This is a genomic window from Kitasatospora sp. NPDC094019, assembly GCF_044764505.1.
Lineage (GTDB): Bacteria > Actinomycetota > Actinomycetes > Streptomycetales > Streptomycetaceae > Kitasatospora.
Window position 1 is genome coordinate 338056 of record NZ_JBIWIF010000009.1, and the last position, 16274, is coordinate 354329.

Sequence of the window (16274 nt, forward strand, 5' to 3'; positions counted from 1 at the left end):
ACCAGCAGCACGGACCGAGAAACAAATGAGGCGACATGAGCAGTCAATTCGACGGCCTGGCGCAGATGTACGAGGACATGTTCGCCCTGCCGTGGCGGAAGGACCTGGAATCCCACAGCGTACTGGCGGCCCTGGGCGGCGTCCGGGGCGAACGCGTTCTGGACATCGGGTGCGGTACGGGTCTCTATTCGCGCCTGCTGAAGGCGCAGGGGGCCGACCTGGTGGTGGGTCAGGACGTCTCGGAGGGCATGCTCTCCTACGCGAGGGCACAGGAGCCCGCGGACTCCCGGGGCATCGAGTACGTCCGCTCCCTGCCGTCCGGCCTGGCGGGGACCTTCGACGCCGTGCTCGGCGTCTACGTCCTGCCCTACGCCGAGCAGTACGCGGAGCTCGTGGAGCTGTGCGGGACGGCGGCGCGGGCCCTGAGGCCGGGCGGCAGGTTCGTCACCCTGCCGGTCAATCCCGACTACGACGGCGGGCGCGAGTACTACCGGCGTTACGGGCTGCGGCTGTTCGACGCCGAGCCGCGGTTCGACGCCTCGAAGGTGACCCTGGAGCTGGAGTTCGGCCCCTACCAGGAGACGATCACGGCGCGGTACTGGAGCCGCCGGGCGTTGGAGGCCGCGCTGACCGAGGCGGGTTTCACCGATATCGACTGGCCCCCGTTCCAGGTCTCGGAAGCGGGGATGCGCGAGCACGGCGCGGGCTTCTGGGAGCCGTACCTGCGCTCGCCGCACGCCGCGCTGATCACGTGCGTGAAGGGTGCGTCCGCCCCGTGAACGTGCTCCGCGCGCCGACCGCGGGGGCGATCGGCACCCTGGTCCTCCCCGATGCCCACGGCGTCGACCCCGCCTCCTGGGACCGCCTGGTCGGGGCCGACAACTTCTACGGCAGCCACCGGTGGGTGCGCTCCACCCACCTGGCCTCCGGCGGGGACCCGGTCATCACCGCCTCCGAGTCCGGCGAACTGCTCGGCGCGGTGCCGACCTGGCCCGGCGAGGGCGGCGACGACGGGATGTTCTCCCTGCCCGGCATCCTGCCCGGCCTGGCCGCCGGCCGTGGCGAGCACCTGTGGCTCGGCACCCGGCGCGCGGTCCGCAACGAGCTGGTGTGCGTCCGCGGACCGCGGCGGCGTCCGGTCCTGAGGGCGCTGCTCGGCCGGGCGCTGGACCTCGCCGCCGACCGGGCCACCGAGGGAGTCGTGATGCCCTACCTCGCCGGCGCCGACGCCCTGGAGCTGGCGGCCGCCCACCCCCGGGCCCGCGCGCTGCTGCACTCGGCCGACACCTACCTGCCCGTCCCGCCGGGCGGTGCCCGAGAGCTGACGGCCCGTGCCGACCAGCACAGCCGGACCCGGCGCAGGAGCGAGATGCGGGCCTTCCAGCGCACCGGCACGATCATCAAGACCGTCCGGCTCACCGAGGACATCGTCGCCCGCATCGCCTACCTGATCGCCCAGAACCGCTCCCGCCACGGCGGTTCCGGCGGACAGCGGGTGGTGCTCGACGCCCTGAACGCCCAGCGCGCCACCGGGCTGCTCGACGACGCGGTGGCGTTCCTGGGCCTGCGCGGGACCGACCTGGTGGCCGCGACGGTCTGCTACGAGCACCGGGACCGGCTGTACGCCCGCTACTTCGGCTACGACTACGCGAGTACCGCTCCCACGAACGAGTACTTCCTGCTGACGTACCACGCGCCGCTCGACTACGCCGCGGAGTGCGGGTTCCGGCGCTACCGGACGGCGATCTCCGCGTGGGACGTCAAGGTGCGCCGCGGTGCCCGGCTGACCCCCCTCGCCGCCGTGGTGCTTCCGTTGCGCGGCGCCGTCTGCACCCCCGCCCGTCAGCGCGAGCACAACATCACCGCTGCCGGGCACTGGCGCGAACTGGCCCGGACCCGTCCGCTGGCGATGGGGCCGGAGTGGGCCTGCTGGGAATCACCGCTGTCCTGATCCGAGGACCGTGATCCAGGGAAGGAAACGATCATGCTCTACCTCCACTACCGGCTCGAACTGACGGAGGCCGCCGAGGCGGACCCGGCCGGGTTCTGGGCCTGGGCCGCCGAACGCGAGACGTGGTTCTACGAAGGACTCGACACCGTGCTGGCCACCAGCTGGCACGTGCGGACCGTCGGCACCCACGTCCATGCCCTCGAACACCTCGTCACCTTCGCCGACGAGGCCGCCTGGGGCACCTACCGCCGCCAGGTCTCCGCCCGCGGCCGCGACTGCGCCTGGGAGAAGCGCCGCACCGAGCAGACCCACTGGTGGCGGCTCGCCGAAGCCGCCCTGCTCAACGACCCGCCGGTGGCGATGGGCATCCGTCGCACCCCGCCGGCACGGTGACCGCCGTGACCACGGGCTCCGACTACGCCGACCACGTCGCCCGCAGCGCGCACCTGCTGGACCACGGACGCTTCACCACCCTCGCCACCCTCGGCGAGGACGGCCCCTGGGCCTCCACCGTCAACTTCGTCGCCCTCCGGGCCCCGCTCCGGCTGCTCTACTACTCCCTCCACCGCTCCCGCCACTCCCGCAACATCGACGCGCGGCCCGACGTCGCCGGTTCGGTCCACCTCCTCGGCACACCCGGATTCGGCCTGGACGGCGCTCAGTTCACCGGGCACTGCGAGGCCGTGCCGGCGCCCGACGTCCCGTGGCACCGACAGGTGTACTACGAGCTGAACCATCCCGACCCGGAGGTCCGGGCGGCCTGGCTCCTCCCGGAGTCGGACTTCACCGGTGACGGTCCGCGCCGCTTCTACGTGGTGCGCGTGCACCGGTGGTGGCTGCTGGACATCGACCGCTGGCTCGTCGACAAGCACGACACGCGCGTGGAGGTCGACCTCGCCGAACTCGTCGCCGCGGCCCGCCCGTGACCACGCCGACCAACGCCTGAGCCGCCGTCGGACCCGGGGCCGCGGCGGGTGCGGTCCTCACCCGAGGAGGGCCCGGAGGAGGCTAAACTCCCCCTCACTCGACACGTATGCGAACGAGCGAGGGGTTGACCATGACCTCCTTCGGGCGGACCCTGCGGCTGCTGCGCCGCCGCGCGGGCATCTCCCAGCCGGTCCTGGCGGCGACGGTGTTCGTGTCCCAGCCGACGATCAGCCGCTTCGAATCGGGGGACCGGATGCCCGATCCGGCCCTGGCGCGCCTGCTCGACGACGCGGTCGGCGCGGGCGGCGCCCTGGTGGGTCTGCTCCCGGCCGACCACGACCGGGCGGAGTTCCAGGCCCGCAGGCCGGGGCTGGTGGACCGGGAGACGATCCTCGCCATGGAGTCGGGGCTGCTCCGACTGCGGTTGCTGGAGGACGCGACCTCCTCGGCCGACGTCACGCCCATGGTGGCCGCGCGGGCCGAGATGTCCGTCCAGACGGCCCGGGACGCGCCGTACGCCCTGCGCGCCGCGGCGATCGGGGTGGCCGCCATGGGTGTCACCTATCTGGGCTGGTGCCATGTCGTGGCCGGGCGCTACGAAGCGGCGGCGCAGCTGCTGGACCGCGCGGTGGCCTACGCCTACGAGTCGCAGGAGCCCGAGTGCCTGGAGCGCACCATGAGCTACCGGGGCGTGCTGGAGCTGGTGTGGGGGAGTCCGGCCGCCGCGGCCTGCATGTTCGCCGCGTCCCGCCACGACACCCGCACCCATCCGGTGCTGCGGGCCTACGACACCGGCCAGCAGGCGCGGGCCCTCGCGCACGCGGGGGAGGCGAGGGCGGCCGACCGGCTGCTGCTGGAGGCCGACCGCCTGGCCGGGGCCGTCGACCTCGCCGACGTGCCGGCGGGCGCCTACTGGTACACCCCGGGATGGCTGGCCCTCCAGCGGGGTGTGGCGATGCTCGCCCAGGGCCGCCCGGGCCCGGCCCGGCGCGAGATCGAGCAGGGTTACGCCGCCATGCCGGTGGAGCACCAGCAGGCGCACTGGGCGCGGCAGTGGATCGAGGCGGTCACCGCCGACCGGGCACCGTCCGATCTGGTCCTGCCCGCGCACCGGCGCGGCAAGGACGGCGCCGGCGCCGCGGCCGGCGCGCCCGGGCGCGGGACGGCGACCCGGGCCGGCGGGCTCTCGGGCGGGCGGACCGGTCCTTCCCGACCTCGGAAGTGACCGGTCCGTCCGCCCGTCCGCTGCCGGGTCGGGCCTATCGGGGCTAACGGTGCCAGTACGGGGGCTTGTTGCCGTAGACGGGATCCACCGTCGCGCCCTTCCGGACGAGGACGACGAACTGCGAGCCCCAGCGCTCCGCCGCGCAGCGGGCCCGCAGCGCCGCGAAGGTCCTGTCGTTCAGGCGGGCCGAGTTGACGCACACGCCGCTCGCCTGATCAGCCTTGTCCCGGATTCTGTCCACGACGGCCTGGGCGTCCTCGACCAGCGGCGTGTAGACGTCGAGGGTGCCCAGCTGCTCGGCGTCGGGGTTCCGGTCCCAGCCCCGCTTCAGGGTCGGGATGGCGCCCGGGGCCGCGCGGTCGATGTCCTCGGCGGGGATGTTCTTGTACACGGCGATGTCCGAGGTGCCGCCTCCGCGCCCGCCGCTCGGCGGCCGCAGGACGACGAAGCGCGGCTCGGCCGTGTCGGGGATGCCGGGTGCGACGGCCCGGGCCGCGGTGACCTCGTCGGCGTCCGGCCTGGCGTCGGGGGCCTTGACTGTCTCGGCCATGGTGGTTTCTCCGTTTCGTCGGGGTGGGACCGGTCGGAGTGGGACCGGTCGGAGTGGGACCGGTCGGGGTGGGGGGTGCCGGGCGGGTCCGCCCGGCACCGGGGCCGCGTCGTGTCCGCGGGGGCGACGGGCGGCCCGGCTACGCGCCGCGGACCGTCGAGGCGTCCACGTAGGCGACGCGGACACTCCAGTTCGTGCCGCGGTCGTACTTTCCTTCGACGTACACGGTGGCCACCGTGCCGAGCAGGGCGGTGTCCACCTCCTTGGCCCAGAAGCCGTCGGAGCCGTCGGTCCAGTGGGCGACGACCTCCCAGCCGACGACCACGAACGCGCCGTGGGAGTCGAAGGTGAACGTGTGGCTCCGGTGGCCGACCCCCGAGCCCCGGTGGTAGCTGTCGCTCCAGGTGTTCACGGTCAGCCCCAGGTCGGCCGGGGCGCTCTGGTAGCCGTAGCTCCAGGTGCCGAGGCCGTTGCCGGCGTCCTGGTGGCGGTCCTTGCCGGGCTCGGTGGCGGCCGCGTCCCGGACGTCCAGGAAGAAGTCCAGCACCTTGGCGTCCGTGAGGTACTGGCGGCGCTTCACCTCGTCGGTGGCCAGCTCTCCCTGGTGCGAGGTGATGCCGGACTCCAGGCGGATGTACCGGTCCTTGAGGACCGGCGCCGGGGCGGACAGGTAGCGGGAGCCGACGTCCCAGTACAGCGTGTAGAGCTGCCGGAGTTCGTCGAACACGTCCGGGGGCACGTCGACCGTCAGCGGGTAGTCGTGGTCGATGTAGCTGTAGTGCCGCAGCAGCGCCTCGATGTAGTGGTCGTCGCTGGTGTTGTTCTTGAACCCGTCGAGCGCCTCCACGACCTGGCTCGGGTCCAGCGCGCTGCTCGGGGGCGTCCAGCCCGGCGTGTACCCCTCGGCGAAGATCTCGCAGGTGGTGCTGACGTGGTTCTCGCTGGCGGCCCTGGAGAACGTGATCGCCCCGCTGGTCTCGAAGACCTTGTCCATGGACGCGCCGATCGCCTGCTTGAAGGACGTCATGTCCTCCTCGGACGTGGCCTCGCAGACGTAGGTCGCGATGAAGCGGGCCCCGCGGCGTCCGCCGGCGACGAAGTAGTCGCCGTACTGCTCGCGGAAGCCGGCCGGGTCGTGGATCCGCTGTTGGGCGTCCGGGGTGAGCCGGTAGTCCCCGGCGGGGGCGACGTCGTAGTCGTCGAGCTGCATCTCGTACTCCGCGACCAGGGTGGTGGACTTCGCGGAGTACTTGATGGTCCCCAGGTATTCGGTGGAGCTGGTGACCGTGACGCCCTGGATGTTGTACTTGCCGCGGGCGGAGGTGTCGATCTGCTTTTCCAGCGTGCTGTCGTCCGTGACGAGCCCGAACGACGAATAGCTGCGCCGGCTCGTGGGCTTCTCCACGGTGTAGGGCTCGACGGCGGTGTTCTTGGTCTTGCCGGTGACGGCGTCGATACCGTCACCGTGGCCCGTCCGGTAGCCCGCTTCCCAGGGGATTCCGTAGACCGCGGCGTCGAGCGTCGTGCTGCCGCCCTCCCGCAGGTCGGGGAGTCGGCCGTCGTCCTCCGTCTTGATCTCGATGCTCACGATGGACCGCCTTTCGATTTCGCGATGATTCGGCGAGGAGGCAGGGCGGAGTTCGGCTTCCGAAGATTCTGACCGGGAATTCCTGATTCCGTCGCCGAATTGCCCGGACGCTGTTTCAGCGTCCCCCTGGCCCTTGATTTCACTATAGGTACGGCCTCCGGATTCGGCGGCCCCGGGAGGGCGGAATACTATTCCGTTTTCCTTTTCCCGGGAGGCGGGGAATCGGAGGCGTGGCCACGCCGCCGCCCTCGGTGGCGGCGCCCTGTTCCCGCTGGGGCTCGGCATCCTGCCGGCCCTCCGGGGCACGACCCGGAGGGCCGGCGGAAGGCAGCCGTCCGCGTGACCGAGCGGGATACGCCGGGGTGGTCCAGGGCCGGTCCTGGACCACCCCGCCGCCTGTGCGCTCCCTCGGACCGACCGCCGGGCGAGCCGATTGGGGCGCCGTGCCGGTGGGCCGTTGGCGCGAAGGGGGTGGGAGGGGGCAGGGTGTCACCATGTCCGAACGCCGCGACCGTCGTCGCCTTCACGCCCGCGCCCGAGCTCTCGGGGTCTCCGTAGAGCGGGCCCGCCGTCGGTCGGCCCCTCCTCGCCCCGGGCGACCGGTGGTCGAGCCGGCGTGGCCGCGTACCGCGCTGCCGGACCGGGACGAGGCTCCCGCCGTCGTCCGGGCGATGCCTCCGGAGCCGGCGGTGTGCTGCACGGTCACGCACGAGCGGCAGCTCACGGAGGGCGGGACCGTGGTGATGATGACCCGCCACGCGGCCGACTGTCCGGTGTGGTCCGCCCGCTGACCAAGGGCACCTCGCCGACGCGCGCACGAGCCGTTCGTGAACGCTCGCAGGGCGAGCGTCGGCAGCCGGTCGCCGGTCAGGAGGGCGACGAACTCCCGGCGGCCACGCGCCCCCGGCCTGTCGAGGCCGGCCGCGACGTGCTGCCTCACCGTGGGCACCGTCGGGTGGACCGGCACGGCGGTGGCCTCGCGCCGGTACTGGTGCCGCGCACCGTGTCCGGGGCCACCCGGTGTCCGCGCGACGACCGGCCGTGGGCGAGGCGCCACCGGCGGGCTACGTAGGGGCGAGGCCGGGGAGACGGTGCCGCGACCGGCACCGTCCGCCGGGTCCGGACGGGCGGAAGTCCGTGCGGACACCCCGGTGGACCGGGGGAGGGTCGTGGACAGAGCAGAACGTGCCGTTCCGCCACGCGTGGTGGCCGCTGCTCCGGACCGACGGAACCGGTGGTCGGTCAGTCGTCCTGCGGGGCCGGCTCAGGGGCCCGTCCCTCCGATGCTCTCCAGCGCGCCGGCAGCAGCCGTTGCCCCAGCGAGCGCGGAGCCTCCCGCCTTGCCCGCAGTTGGGTGTACCGCACGAGGGAGTCCGGGCTCGCGGTCCTCGCCCACATGGGGGCGCCGATGAGAATTCGCTGAGGGCCGCCCAGCCCCTCGCGCCGGAGCAGCCCCTCCCACCGGTCCGGAGCCAGGACCACGTCGCAATAGATCTCTGCGAACCACTCGCAGTTCTCTGCCCGGCCGAGGGTGAATCCGCGAGTCCAGGGCCGTCCGGCGTGCTCCTCATCAGCCGCCACGCCGCCCTGGTGAAGTGCGATCTTCAAGGCTTCGAAGGCGACGGACTCCGTATCGCCCCAGTAGGAGTCGGGCTGGGGCCGGAGCCCCTCCAGCAGCTGCGAAACCGCGAGCCACGCCGACGAAGTCCAACCGATCTCCGCCGCGTCTGTCGTCCGGAAGTCGGGAGTGTTGTCGAGACTGCCGAACAGAACGACGTCGACACGCTGACCGTCGGCGCTGAGAGTGTGCGTATGCAACAGCACTCCCTTGTCCTGCGCGGGGCCGCCGATGAACCTCGCGAACTCCACGCGACCGACGCCCTCCGCGAAGTCGGTGGGCGGTGGCGAATCGAATGTCACCGTGGTCCGTGATCGGAGGGCCCTGCGGACTCGGATCGCCATGTCTCGTCGGTCCGGAGCCCGGCCGGGTGAGGCGAAGTTCGCCTGGGGGAGGGGCACCGGGCCGACCGCCGACGGCGAACTCGCCGAAGTGAGCCGCCAACCGCCGAGGGCGATCCCGTTGTCGTTGGCGATCCTGACGACCCGGCGCTCGGACCAGTAGAGGAACCTGCCAACGTCATTGCCGCGGGTCACACGATCTCCCCCTGCGTCGGGACCCGGCGCCACACACGCCGCGTCAGGCTTCCTGCCGCGGAACGGTATCAACATCGGCCACTCGGAGCGGGGAAGTGCCGGGCGCTGCCACCTGCCGGCCCGCTGATCCTCGACCCCGGCACGGGCCGGTACGTGTCCGGCCCCGATGCCGTCGCCGACGAGCGGCGCCGGCCGGGCGGCGTTCGTGGTCAACCGTCCACGACGGTCGGCCGACCCGCCGTGGACGGACCCGGCCAAGGCCGGTTCGGGCCCGGTCCGGCCTCTGGCCCGGCCGTCGGACGGCGGGCAGGCTCTTGTCCGACGGCAGGAACGAGCAGCCGAGCGGAACCCGGACGGCGTCACCGCGGGACGCACCGGATCCGGACCACACCTGTGTTGTGCGCGTGCCCCGAAAGGAGTTCCGCCATGATCGGCCCTCGTAGCGCCAAGGCCGCCGCGGTCGTCGCCCCGCTTGCGCCCCGAGTGAGAACCGGCGCCACCGGTCTTCCGTAGCAGCGCACTTCGGCCCCTCCGGGCGTCACCCGGACGGGAGCGCGCCCGCTCCGTTCCCACCTCGCACCCCACCCGTGCCCCGACGTGGCCCGCCCTGCCCTGCTCCGCCCTGCCCACCCTTGTCCGGCTCACGGCCGACGGCGATTCCTCAGCACCTTCGAAACCTGTCGTGGCCCAACTCTCCGACGACGGCACCTCCGACCCAGTGAACGAAGCCTGCGAACGAAGGAAGCGTTTTCCCATGAAGAAGACTCTGCCCAAGGCCCTGCAACTCCTCGTGGCGGGCGCGGTCCTGGCCGGCGGGACGGTGGCCGCGACAAGCCCCGCGTACGCGGCCCTGCCCGATGTGTCCTGCGGCACGATCACCTCCGCCGACACCGCCGCCGCCGCGCAGTTGAACCAGCAGCTCACCGGCACCCTGCGCAACGCGGTCACCGCGTACCGGGTGTCCTGTGCCCGGGCCGTCCTCAACACCGTGCGGGCCATGGGAGTACCGCAGCAGGCCGAGGTCATCGCGATCACGACGGCGATCGTGGAATCCACCCTGCGGAACAACCCGAACATGGAGGACCACGACAGCGTCGGCCTGTTCCAGCAGCGGGCGTCGTGGGGCAGCACCGCGCAGAGGCTCGATCCGGCCACGACGACCCGCAAGTTCGTCAACGCGCTGCTCTCGACGTATCCCAACAACTCCTGGACGAGCAAGCCCATCGGCGAGGTCTGCCAGGGCGTCCAGCGCTCGGCCTATCCCGACCGCTACCAGTACCAGGTGGCCGACGCGCAGCGGATCGTCGCCGCCATCGGGCAGGTGCCCCCGACCCCGGTGGGGATGACGGGCTTCGCGTCGGCCGACTTCAACGGTGACGGGAGGACCGACCTGGCGGCGGTGGACGCGGTGACGGGCAAGATGTTCCTGTACCCGGGCACCGGCGTCGGCACCTTCGGCGAACGGAGCCTCATCGGCACGGGGTGGGACGCCGTCGGCAATGTGACGCCGGGCGACTTCAACGGCGACGGGAAGACCGACCTGGCCGCGGTCGGCGCGGGCGACGGCAACCTGTACATCTACCCCGGCACCGGTACGGGCGCGTTCGGTGCGCCGTGGTCGGCGGGGACCGGCTGGAACAGCCTGGACAACTTCTCCGCCGGTGACTTCAACGGTGACGGCAAGGCGGACATCGCGGCGGTCGGCACGGCCGACGGGAACCTGTACGTCTACCCGGGCACCGGGACCGGGTACTTCGGGGCTCCGGTCAACGCCGGCAACGGCTGGAACAGCCTGGACCGTTTCACCGGCGGTGACTTCAACGGTGACGGCAAGGCGGACATCGCGGCCGTCGGCACGGCCAACGGGAACCTCTACATCTACCCGGGCACCGGGACCGGCTACTTCGGTGCCCCGGTCAACGCCGGCAACGGCTGGAACATCATGCGCGACCTGATCGGCGGCGACTTCAACGCCGACGGCAAGACCGACCTCGCCGCCGTCCAGGCCCCCCGTGGCGCCACCGGAAACATGTACCTCTACCCCGGCACCGGCCAGAGCGCCTTCGGCAACCGCAGCACCATCGGCACCGACTGGTAACCGGCTCTCCGCACCTCTCCTCGCACCCCTTCCCGAAACCCACCACCCAGCAGATCGAGGTAGTCAGTCATGTCCAGGACCAGCCGCTTCCGCCGCGCCACCGTGCTCGCCCCGCTGCTCGCCGTCATGGCCGCGGCCGGTCTGAGCGCCCCGCCCGCCCAGGCCGGCTCCTCCCTCGGAGGCTCCATCAACCGGTCCGAGATCCTGCCGCGCGGCCAGTACTGGGACGCCCAGAACGTCCAGTACAACCAGGGCGCGACGTACGGGGACGGCGACGGCCACTCCTACCGCACCGACTGCTCGGGGTTCATCGCGATGGCCTGGCACCTGTCGGGCACGGGCCTCGGCTCGGCCACCACCCAGACCCTCGACAGCCGGTCGCTGACCACGCGCATCAGCAAGGGCGACCTGCGCCCCGGCGACGCGCTGGACAACATCAGCGACCACGTCGTGCTCTTCGTGCGGTGGAACAACCAGGCGACCGGGGACTTCACCTACCTCCACCAGTCGAACTCGCGGACCGACATGACCTACGGGAGCGCGAACGTCTACAGCGGGAGCATATCGAGCTACCCGGCCAGCAGCTATGTGGCTCTGCGGTACAACAAGGTCGTCGAGGACAACAGCACCCCGCCGCCGGCCACTCCGGTCGGAATGACGGGCTTCGCGTCGGCCGACTACAACGGTGACGGGAAGACCGACCTGGCGGCGGTGGACGCGGCGACGGGGAAGATGTTCCTGTACCCCGGCACCGGCGTCGGTTTCTTCGGTGAACGGAGCCTGATCGGCACCGGCTGGGACACGCTGGCCAAGATGACGCCGGGTGACTTCAACGGTGACGGCAAGGCGGACATCGCCGCCGTCGGCAAGGCCGACGGCAACCTGTACATCTACCCCGGCACGGGTACGGGCGCGTTCGGTGCGCCGTGGTCGGCGGGCAACGGCTGGAACAGTCTGGACCGTTTCTCCGGTGGTGACTTCAACGGTGACGGCAAGGCGGACATCGCCGCGGTCGGCACGACCGACGGGAACCTGTACGTCTACCCGGGCACCGGGACCGGGTACTTCGGGGCTCCGGTCAACGCCGGCAACGGCTGGAACAGTCTGGACCGGTTCTCGGGCGGTGACTTCAACGGTGACGGCAAGGCGGACATCGCGGCCGTCGGCACGGCCAACGGGAACCTGTACGTCTACCCGGGCACCGGGACCGGGTACTTCGGGGCTCCGGTCGACGCGGGAAACGGCTGGAACGTCATGCGCGACCTGATCGGCGGCGACTTCAACGCCGACGGCAAGACCGACCTCGCCGCCGTCCAGGCCCCCCGGGGTTCCACGGGTGACATGTACCTCTACCCCGGCACCGGCCAGAGTGCCTTCGGCAACCGCAGCAGCATCGGCACCGACTGGTAGATCCCGGTCCCGGTCCTGGTCCTGGTTCTGGTTCTGGTCCCGACGAGACACCCGCCGCTCCACCGCGAAACCCGCCGGGCCCATCGCCCGGCGGGTTCCCGCGTCCTGCCCTCGGCGTTCTGTCCTCGGCCCTCGTGTTCGACCCCGTCCTCGACGAGGCAGAGCTCACCCCGCCGCGAGCGCCGTGGCCGGAGGCGCACGGCACCCGGCGGCTCTGTCAGAGGTGATCGTTAGGCTGCGGGAGTCGCCGGGGGATCGTTGCCCGGCCGCTGAACAGCACGGGGGAGCGGGTCATGGTCGGGGAGATCGGTGCGCAGGGCTGCGTCGCGCGGCTGGAGGACGCGAAGGTCGTCTTCCGCAACGAGCGCGGGCGGGTCCTGAAGAAGGTGCCGGCGGCGCTGGCGGGGCACCCCGCCCTGCCGCGCCTGTTCGCGCTCGCGGCCGGTGCCGAGGCGCACCAGCAGGCGTGCGGGCAGGAGGCCGAGCGGCTGGTGCGCGAGGGCACCGCCGTGCCGGCCCGGGTGGTGGAACTGCTCTCGGTGGACGCCGCCTGGGCGGAGGCCCTGGCGCGGGCCGGACTCGTTCCCGGTCCCGGGGACGCGGACGGCGAGGACGGACTGCTCGCCCGCCACTACCGGCACCCCGCCCTGCCCGACGCGCAGCGCGTGCTGCTCACCACCGCCGAGGCGGCACGCCACCGGGACCGGCTGATGCGGCACCAGGGCTGGGAGCCGGTCGGTCCCCTGGCCACGACCGGGCTGCCGACCGACGCGGCGATGCCGTTCCCCGAGGCCGCGCTCGCCGCGCATCCCCTCCGCGAGCAGGAGGTACTGGGCCACGTCGAACGCCTGGAACAGGTCACCTCGGCCTGGCGGGTGTGGGTGAAACGCGACGTCGACGCCGTACTGAAGGCGATCGACTCCGCCGACCCGGCGCTCTCGCGCTGCTTCCTGGACGGCGTCGCGGACCTGTGCCTGCGCCACGGCGGCGAGCGGGCCGACGCGGCGGCGTGGTTCGCGCGTGCCAGGTCGGCGGAGACCGCCGCGGAGCAGGCCGACCAGGAGTGGCTGGACGCCCGGTACGCCGCCGCGGACACGGCCGGCGCGCTCACGGACACCGCGCTGCGCCGACGCGTGCGGCAGGTCACCGCGCGCGGGGCCGACCGTGCCGCCGCGCGTCGCACGCTCGTCCTGCTCGGTGACCGCGCGGTCCGGGAGGGCCCGCGCCCCGGGCTCGCGGACGACCTCGCGCGCACCGCCCGTGCCGCCGGCCTGGACCAGGCCCGCGAGCTCGCCCGGGTGGCCGGCCGACTGCTGCCGGCCCGGTTCCCGGGGGACGCGGCGGCGCGCGAGTTCTGGGCGGCCCTGCTGGCCGGCCCCGCCTGGGAGCTGGTCCTGGAGGAACGCCCGCAGCTCGGCCGGGAGGTGGTCGAGGCAGGGCCGCAGGCCGGGATGCCGGAGGCGGACCTGACCCCCGACTACCTGGAGCGGACCGGCTCGCTGGCGCACCTCACCGCCGCCGCCGACGCGGGCGGCGCCGCACCCGGCACCGCCGCCGACTGGCTGCGCGCCCTGGTCGTCCTGGCCGACCGGTCGTTCCGTCGAGGGGCGCGGCCGGTGGTGCACCGGATCGCCGCGCTGCTGGCGCCGCGGATCGCGGCCGACGGTGTGCCGGTCGACCTGCCCTACCCGAGCCGGTGGGACCGGGGAGGGACGACGAGCCCGGTCCTGCGGCTCGGTGTGCTGGATCTGCTCCTGGCCGCGGGCGCGCCGGTGGCCGATCCGCCGCCGCGGCTCGCCGACCCCTATCTGCACCACATCGACCCGGCGCCGCGCCCGGGGCTGCCCTCGCTGAGCGCCGATCCGAGGTTCGCCCGTGAGCTGAGGGCCCTGCTGCGGGCCGAGTTCGAGCTGACCAACGGCGGTGCCGCGGACAACCTCTGGTACCAGCCGCACGACCCGAAGGGGTGGGCGAAGGTCCCCGTGCTGGTGGACACCGAACCCGGGCGCGCCCTGCTGGCGCGGTGGTGCGACGAGGAACTCGCCGAACTGCCCGTGCTCGACCTGGACGGCGTGGCGCTGGCGCTCGCCCGCTTCCAGCACATCGGCGCCGCCGCCGCACTGCTCGCCGACCCGGTCCGGGCCCGGCGGCTGGCCGCCGTCGACGTGCCCGGTCTGCTGGTCGACGCGGTGCGGGCGGAGGCTTCGGAGCCCGCGCTGGAGCGGGCCGACGCCGAACTGCTGCTCGGCGCGGTCGAGGCGCGGTCCGTGTTCCGTGACGGTGCCGTTGGTCCGGTGCGTCAGCGGATCGGCCGACTGCTGGGGATGGACGAGGCGCGGGTGGGCCCCGAGTTCACCCGCCTGGTGCAGATCGCCGCGAACTGCCGGGACGGGCTGGCACACCTGGTACCGCTGCTGACCCCCGCCGTCCCCGCGCCCGCTGTCCCTGTTCCTACCCTCCCCTCGCCTGCTGTGCTCGCGCCCGCCGACGCGGCCCCCGCCTCCGCCGTCCCGGCACGGGTGCGAGTCGGCCGGCTGCTGCGCGAGGCGGCCACGAGCACTCCCCTCTGGGACGGGGACCCGGACCGCCCCAACACCATCGTCCCCGGCGTGTCCGCGGCCTTCCCCTACCTGGTCGTCGACTGGCGGACCGAACTGCTCCACGGTGACGCCACGAGTCCCGGGCGGCTGCGCGAGTACGCCGACCTTCCGTTCGTGGCGGAGCGGGGGCCGGGCCGCTGGCGCACCGTCACCGTCTCGCGCCCGGACCGCCGACCCACCCCGCCGGCCGGCCACCTCTTCCGGACCGAGCTGTCGACCGCGCTCGTCCTCCACAGCAGCTCCAACGCCGCCGTGCTGCTGGAGTACGCTCCCGGCGGCACCTTCCCCGAGGACGGCCCGCCGGCCGCCGCCGACTGCGAGGTCCGCACCGGCCTCGACCTCACCCCGCAGATCGACCCCGACCTGCTGCGCGCCTACCTGGAGCTGTTCGCCGAGCGCGGCCCGCTGCCCGACCGTCCCGGGACGGTCGAGCACCTGGCCGCGCGGCTCGCCCTGACACCGGCCGAGGCGGGCGCCCTGCTCGCCGTCCGCACCCACCTCCGGGACCACCCCAGTGCCGCCGAGAAGGAGATCACCCGGCGGATCGGGGCCGACGCCGTCCGGGAGTTCCGCACCCGCCTGGTGCCCGCCCAGCCGGAGCGGCTGTGGACCCACGGGCCCGACGTGGAGCGCGCGGTGGCCTGGTGGCACGAACGGTACGGCGCGCCGCCCGTGGATACCGACCTGCTCACCCTGGCCCGCCGCGAGATCCGTTTCCCCACCGGCGAATGGGCACCGACCGGCCCCGGACCGGCCGTCGACCCGGTCCCACCGGGCCTGCGCAGGCGCTGCCGCCAGGCGGAGGCCCTGCTCGCCGCAGCCCTCGCCACGAGCGGCGGCCCCGACCACGCACCCGCGCCCTACGCCTCGCCGTACGCGATGGCCTGGCTCGCCTACCGCACGCCCGCCGGCCACCCGCTGCGCCCCGCCCTCGCCGCGGCCGCACTGCGCGTCGCCTCCGACCTCACCTCCGAACCCCGGGCGGCATGGCGCGTCTTCTCCGTCGACCGCCGCACCGCCACCGGCAGACCGTCACCCCCACCGGCCGACCTGCCCGGCGTGGAGGTGGTGGACGAACCCGCCACCCACCAGTGGCACGTCCTGGTGCGCCCCGGCCTGCTCACGGGAGCGGACGACCCGGTCCTGGACGCGCTCGACGACTACTACGACCGGCTGAAGCCCTCCCAGGCCCGGCCGTCCGGCTCCGGCCTGCCCGCCCTCGCGGACCTGCGCGTCCTGCTGTCCGGTGACCTCGCGGCGCTCGGCCACCACCTCGCCGCCGACACCCACCGCACCCCCGGCTGGGAACAGGACCCGCGCCGCAGCGCCCCGGACGTCGTCGCCGCCTGCTCGGGCACCCTGGACCTGTCCACGGACGCCGCCGCGCTGTACCTGATGCTGCTCGCCCTGCCCGACCCCACCGACCGCCAGGTCCGGCAGTGGACGGGCTGGACGCCGGCCACGCTGAAGGCGGCCCAGCAGCGTCTGAGCGCCACCGGCCTGGTGGTCACCGCCCGCCGCCCCCGCGCCGGCCGCACCCTCTTCCTCCCCGGCCCCTGGCTGGACCTGAAAGCCCCCCGCCTCCCCGTCGAGGCCGCCGAACTCGCCCATCTCACCCTCGCCCCCGGACGCGCGAGCACCACCCACACCGTCCTCCTCCCCACCCGCCCCCTCCCCGCCCTCTTCACCACCGCCTGGCACACCGCCCACCCCTGACTCCGCCCACCCCTGACGCCGCCCAGCGCTCACCCGGCCGGTGGCCGACCGGGGT

Annotated in this window: 11 protein-coding genes; 8 read left to right on the forward strand and 3 right to left on the reverse strand. The window is 73.4% G+C overall.

Features of this window, described 5'->3' with window-relative positions:
* The first annotated feature begins 35 nt into the window (after window positions 1–35).
* The 5 genes from ACIQ9P_RS22450 to ACIQ9P_RS22470 all read left to right on the forward strand — a co-directional run bounded on the left by ACIQ9P_RS22450 (window position 36) and on the right by ACIQ9P_RS22470 (window position 4103).
* Window positions 36–779, forward strand: a complete 744-nt coding sequence (locus ACIQ9P_RS22450) for a class I SAM-dependent methyltransferase (protein WP_402358779.1) — start codon at window positions 36–38, stop codon at window positions 777–779.
* Window positions 776–1951, forward strand: a complete 1176-nt coding sequence (locus ACIQ9P_RS22455; protein WP_402358782.1) for a hypothetical protein — start codon at window positions 776–778, stop codon at window positions 1949–1951. Before ACIQ9P_RS22450 ends, ACIQ9P_RS22455 begins: the two co-directional genes overlap by 4 nt.
* A 33-nt stretch (window positions 1952–1984) precedes the next feature.
* A complete protein-coding gene (locus tag ACIQ9P_RS22460) occupies window positions 1985–2344 on the forward strand; it encodes a hypothetical protein (RefSeq protein WP_402358785.1) in 360 nt (119 codons plus the stop codon).
* Between the two features lie 5 nt (window positions 2345–2349).
* Window positions 2350–2877, forward strand: a complete 528-nt coding sequence (locus tag ACIQ9P_RS22465) for a pyridoxamine 5'-phosphate oxidase family protein (RefSeq protein ID WP_402358788.1) — start codon at window positions 2350–2352, stop codon at window positions 2875–2877.
* A 131-nt stretch (window positions 2878–3008) separates the two neighbouring features.
* The gene (locus ACIQ9P_RS22470; protein ID WP_402358791.1) at window positions 3009–4103 is read left to right on the forward strand and encodes a helix-turn-helix domain-containing protein; all 1095 of its coding nucleotides are present in this window, start codon (window positions 3009–3011) and stop codon (window positions 4101–4103) included.
* A 43-nt stretch (window positions 4104–4146) separates the two neighbouring features.
* Here ACIQ9P_RS22470 and ACIQ9P_RS22475 read toward each other — a convergent pair whose 3' ends face one another.
* The 3 genes from ACIQ9P_RS22475 to ACIQ9P_RS22485 form a co-directional block, all read right to left on the reverse strand.
* Window positions 4147–4653: a hypothetical protein gene (locus tag ACIQ9P_RS22475; RefSeq protein ID WP_402358794.1), complete on the reverse strand. Its 507-nt coding sequence runs from the start codon at window positions 4651–4653 to the stop codon at window positions 4147–4149.
* Between the two features lie 139 nt (window positions 4654–4792).
* Window positions 4793–6241 (reverse strand): hypothetical protein, encoded by a 1449-nt coding sequence (locus tag ACIQ9P_RS22480; RefSeq protein ID WP_402358797.1) that lies wholly within the window; start codon window positions 6239–6241, stop codon window positions 4793–4795.
* Between the two features lie 1242 nt (window positions 6242–7483).
* Window positions 7484–8395, reverse strand: a complete 912-nt coding sequence (locus tag ACIQ9P_RS22485) for a hypothetical protein (protein ID WP_402358800.1) — start codon at window positions 8393–8395, stop codon at window positions 7484–7486.
* A gap of 754 nt (window positions 8396–9149) precedes the next feature.
* Between ACIQ9P_RS22485 and ACIQ9P_RS22490 the strand changes: the two genes are divergently transcribed.
* The 3 genes from ACIQ9P_RS22490 (at window position 9150) to ACIQ9P_RS22500 (ending at window position 16219) form a co-directional block, all read left to right on the forward strand.
* Window positions 9150–10493 carry an FG-GAP repeat domain-containing protein gene (locus tag ACIQ9P_RS22490; RefSeq protein ID WP_402358803.1) on the forward strand — a complete coding sequence of 448 codons (1344 nt, stop codon included), beginning with the start codon at window positions 9150–9152 and terminating at the stop codon, window positions 10491–10493.
* 69 nt (window positions 10494–10562) lie between these two features.
* The gene (locus ACIQ9P_RS22495; RefSeq protein WP_402358805.1) at window positions 10563–11903 is read left to right on the forward strand and encodes an FG-GAP repeat domain-containing protein; all 1341 of its coding nucleotides are present in this window, start codon (window positions 10563–10565) and stop codon (window positions 11901–11903) included.
* A gap of 293 nt (window positions 11904–12196) precedes the next feature.
* Window positions 12197–16219: a hypothetical protein gene (locus ACIQ9P_RS22500; RefSeq protein ID WP_402358808.1), complete on the forward strand. Its 4023-nt coding sequence runs from the start codon at window positions 12197–12199 to the stop codon at window positions 16217–16219.
* Window positions 16220–16274 lie beyond the last annotated feature (55 nt).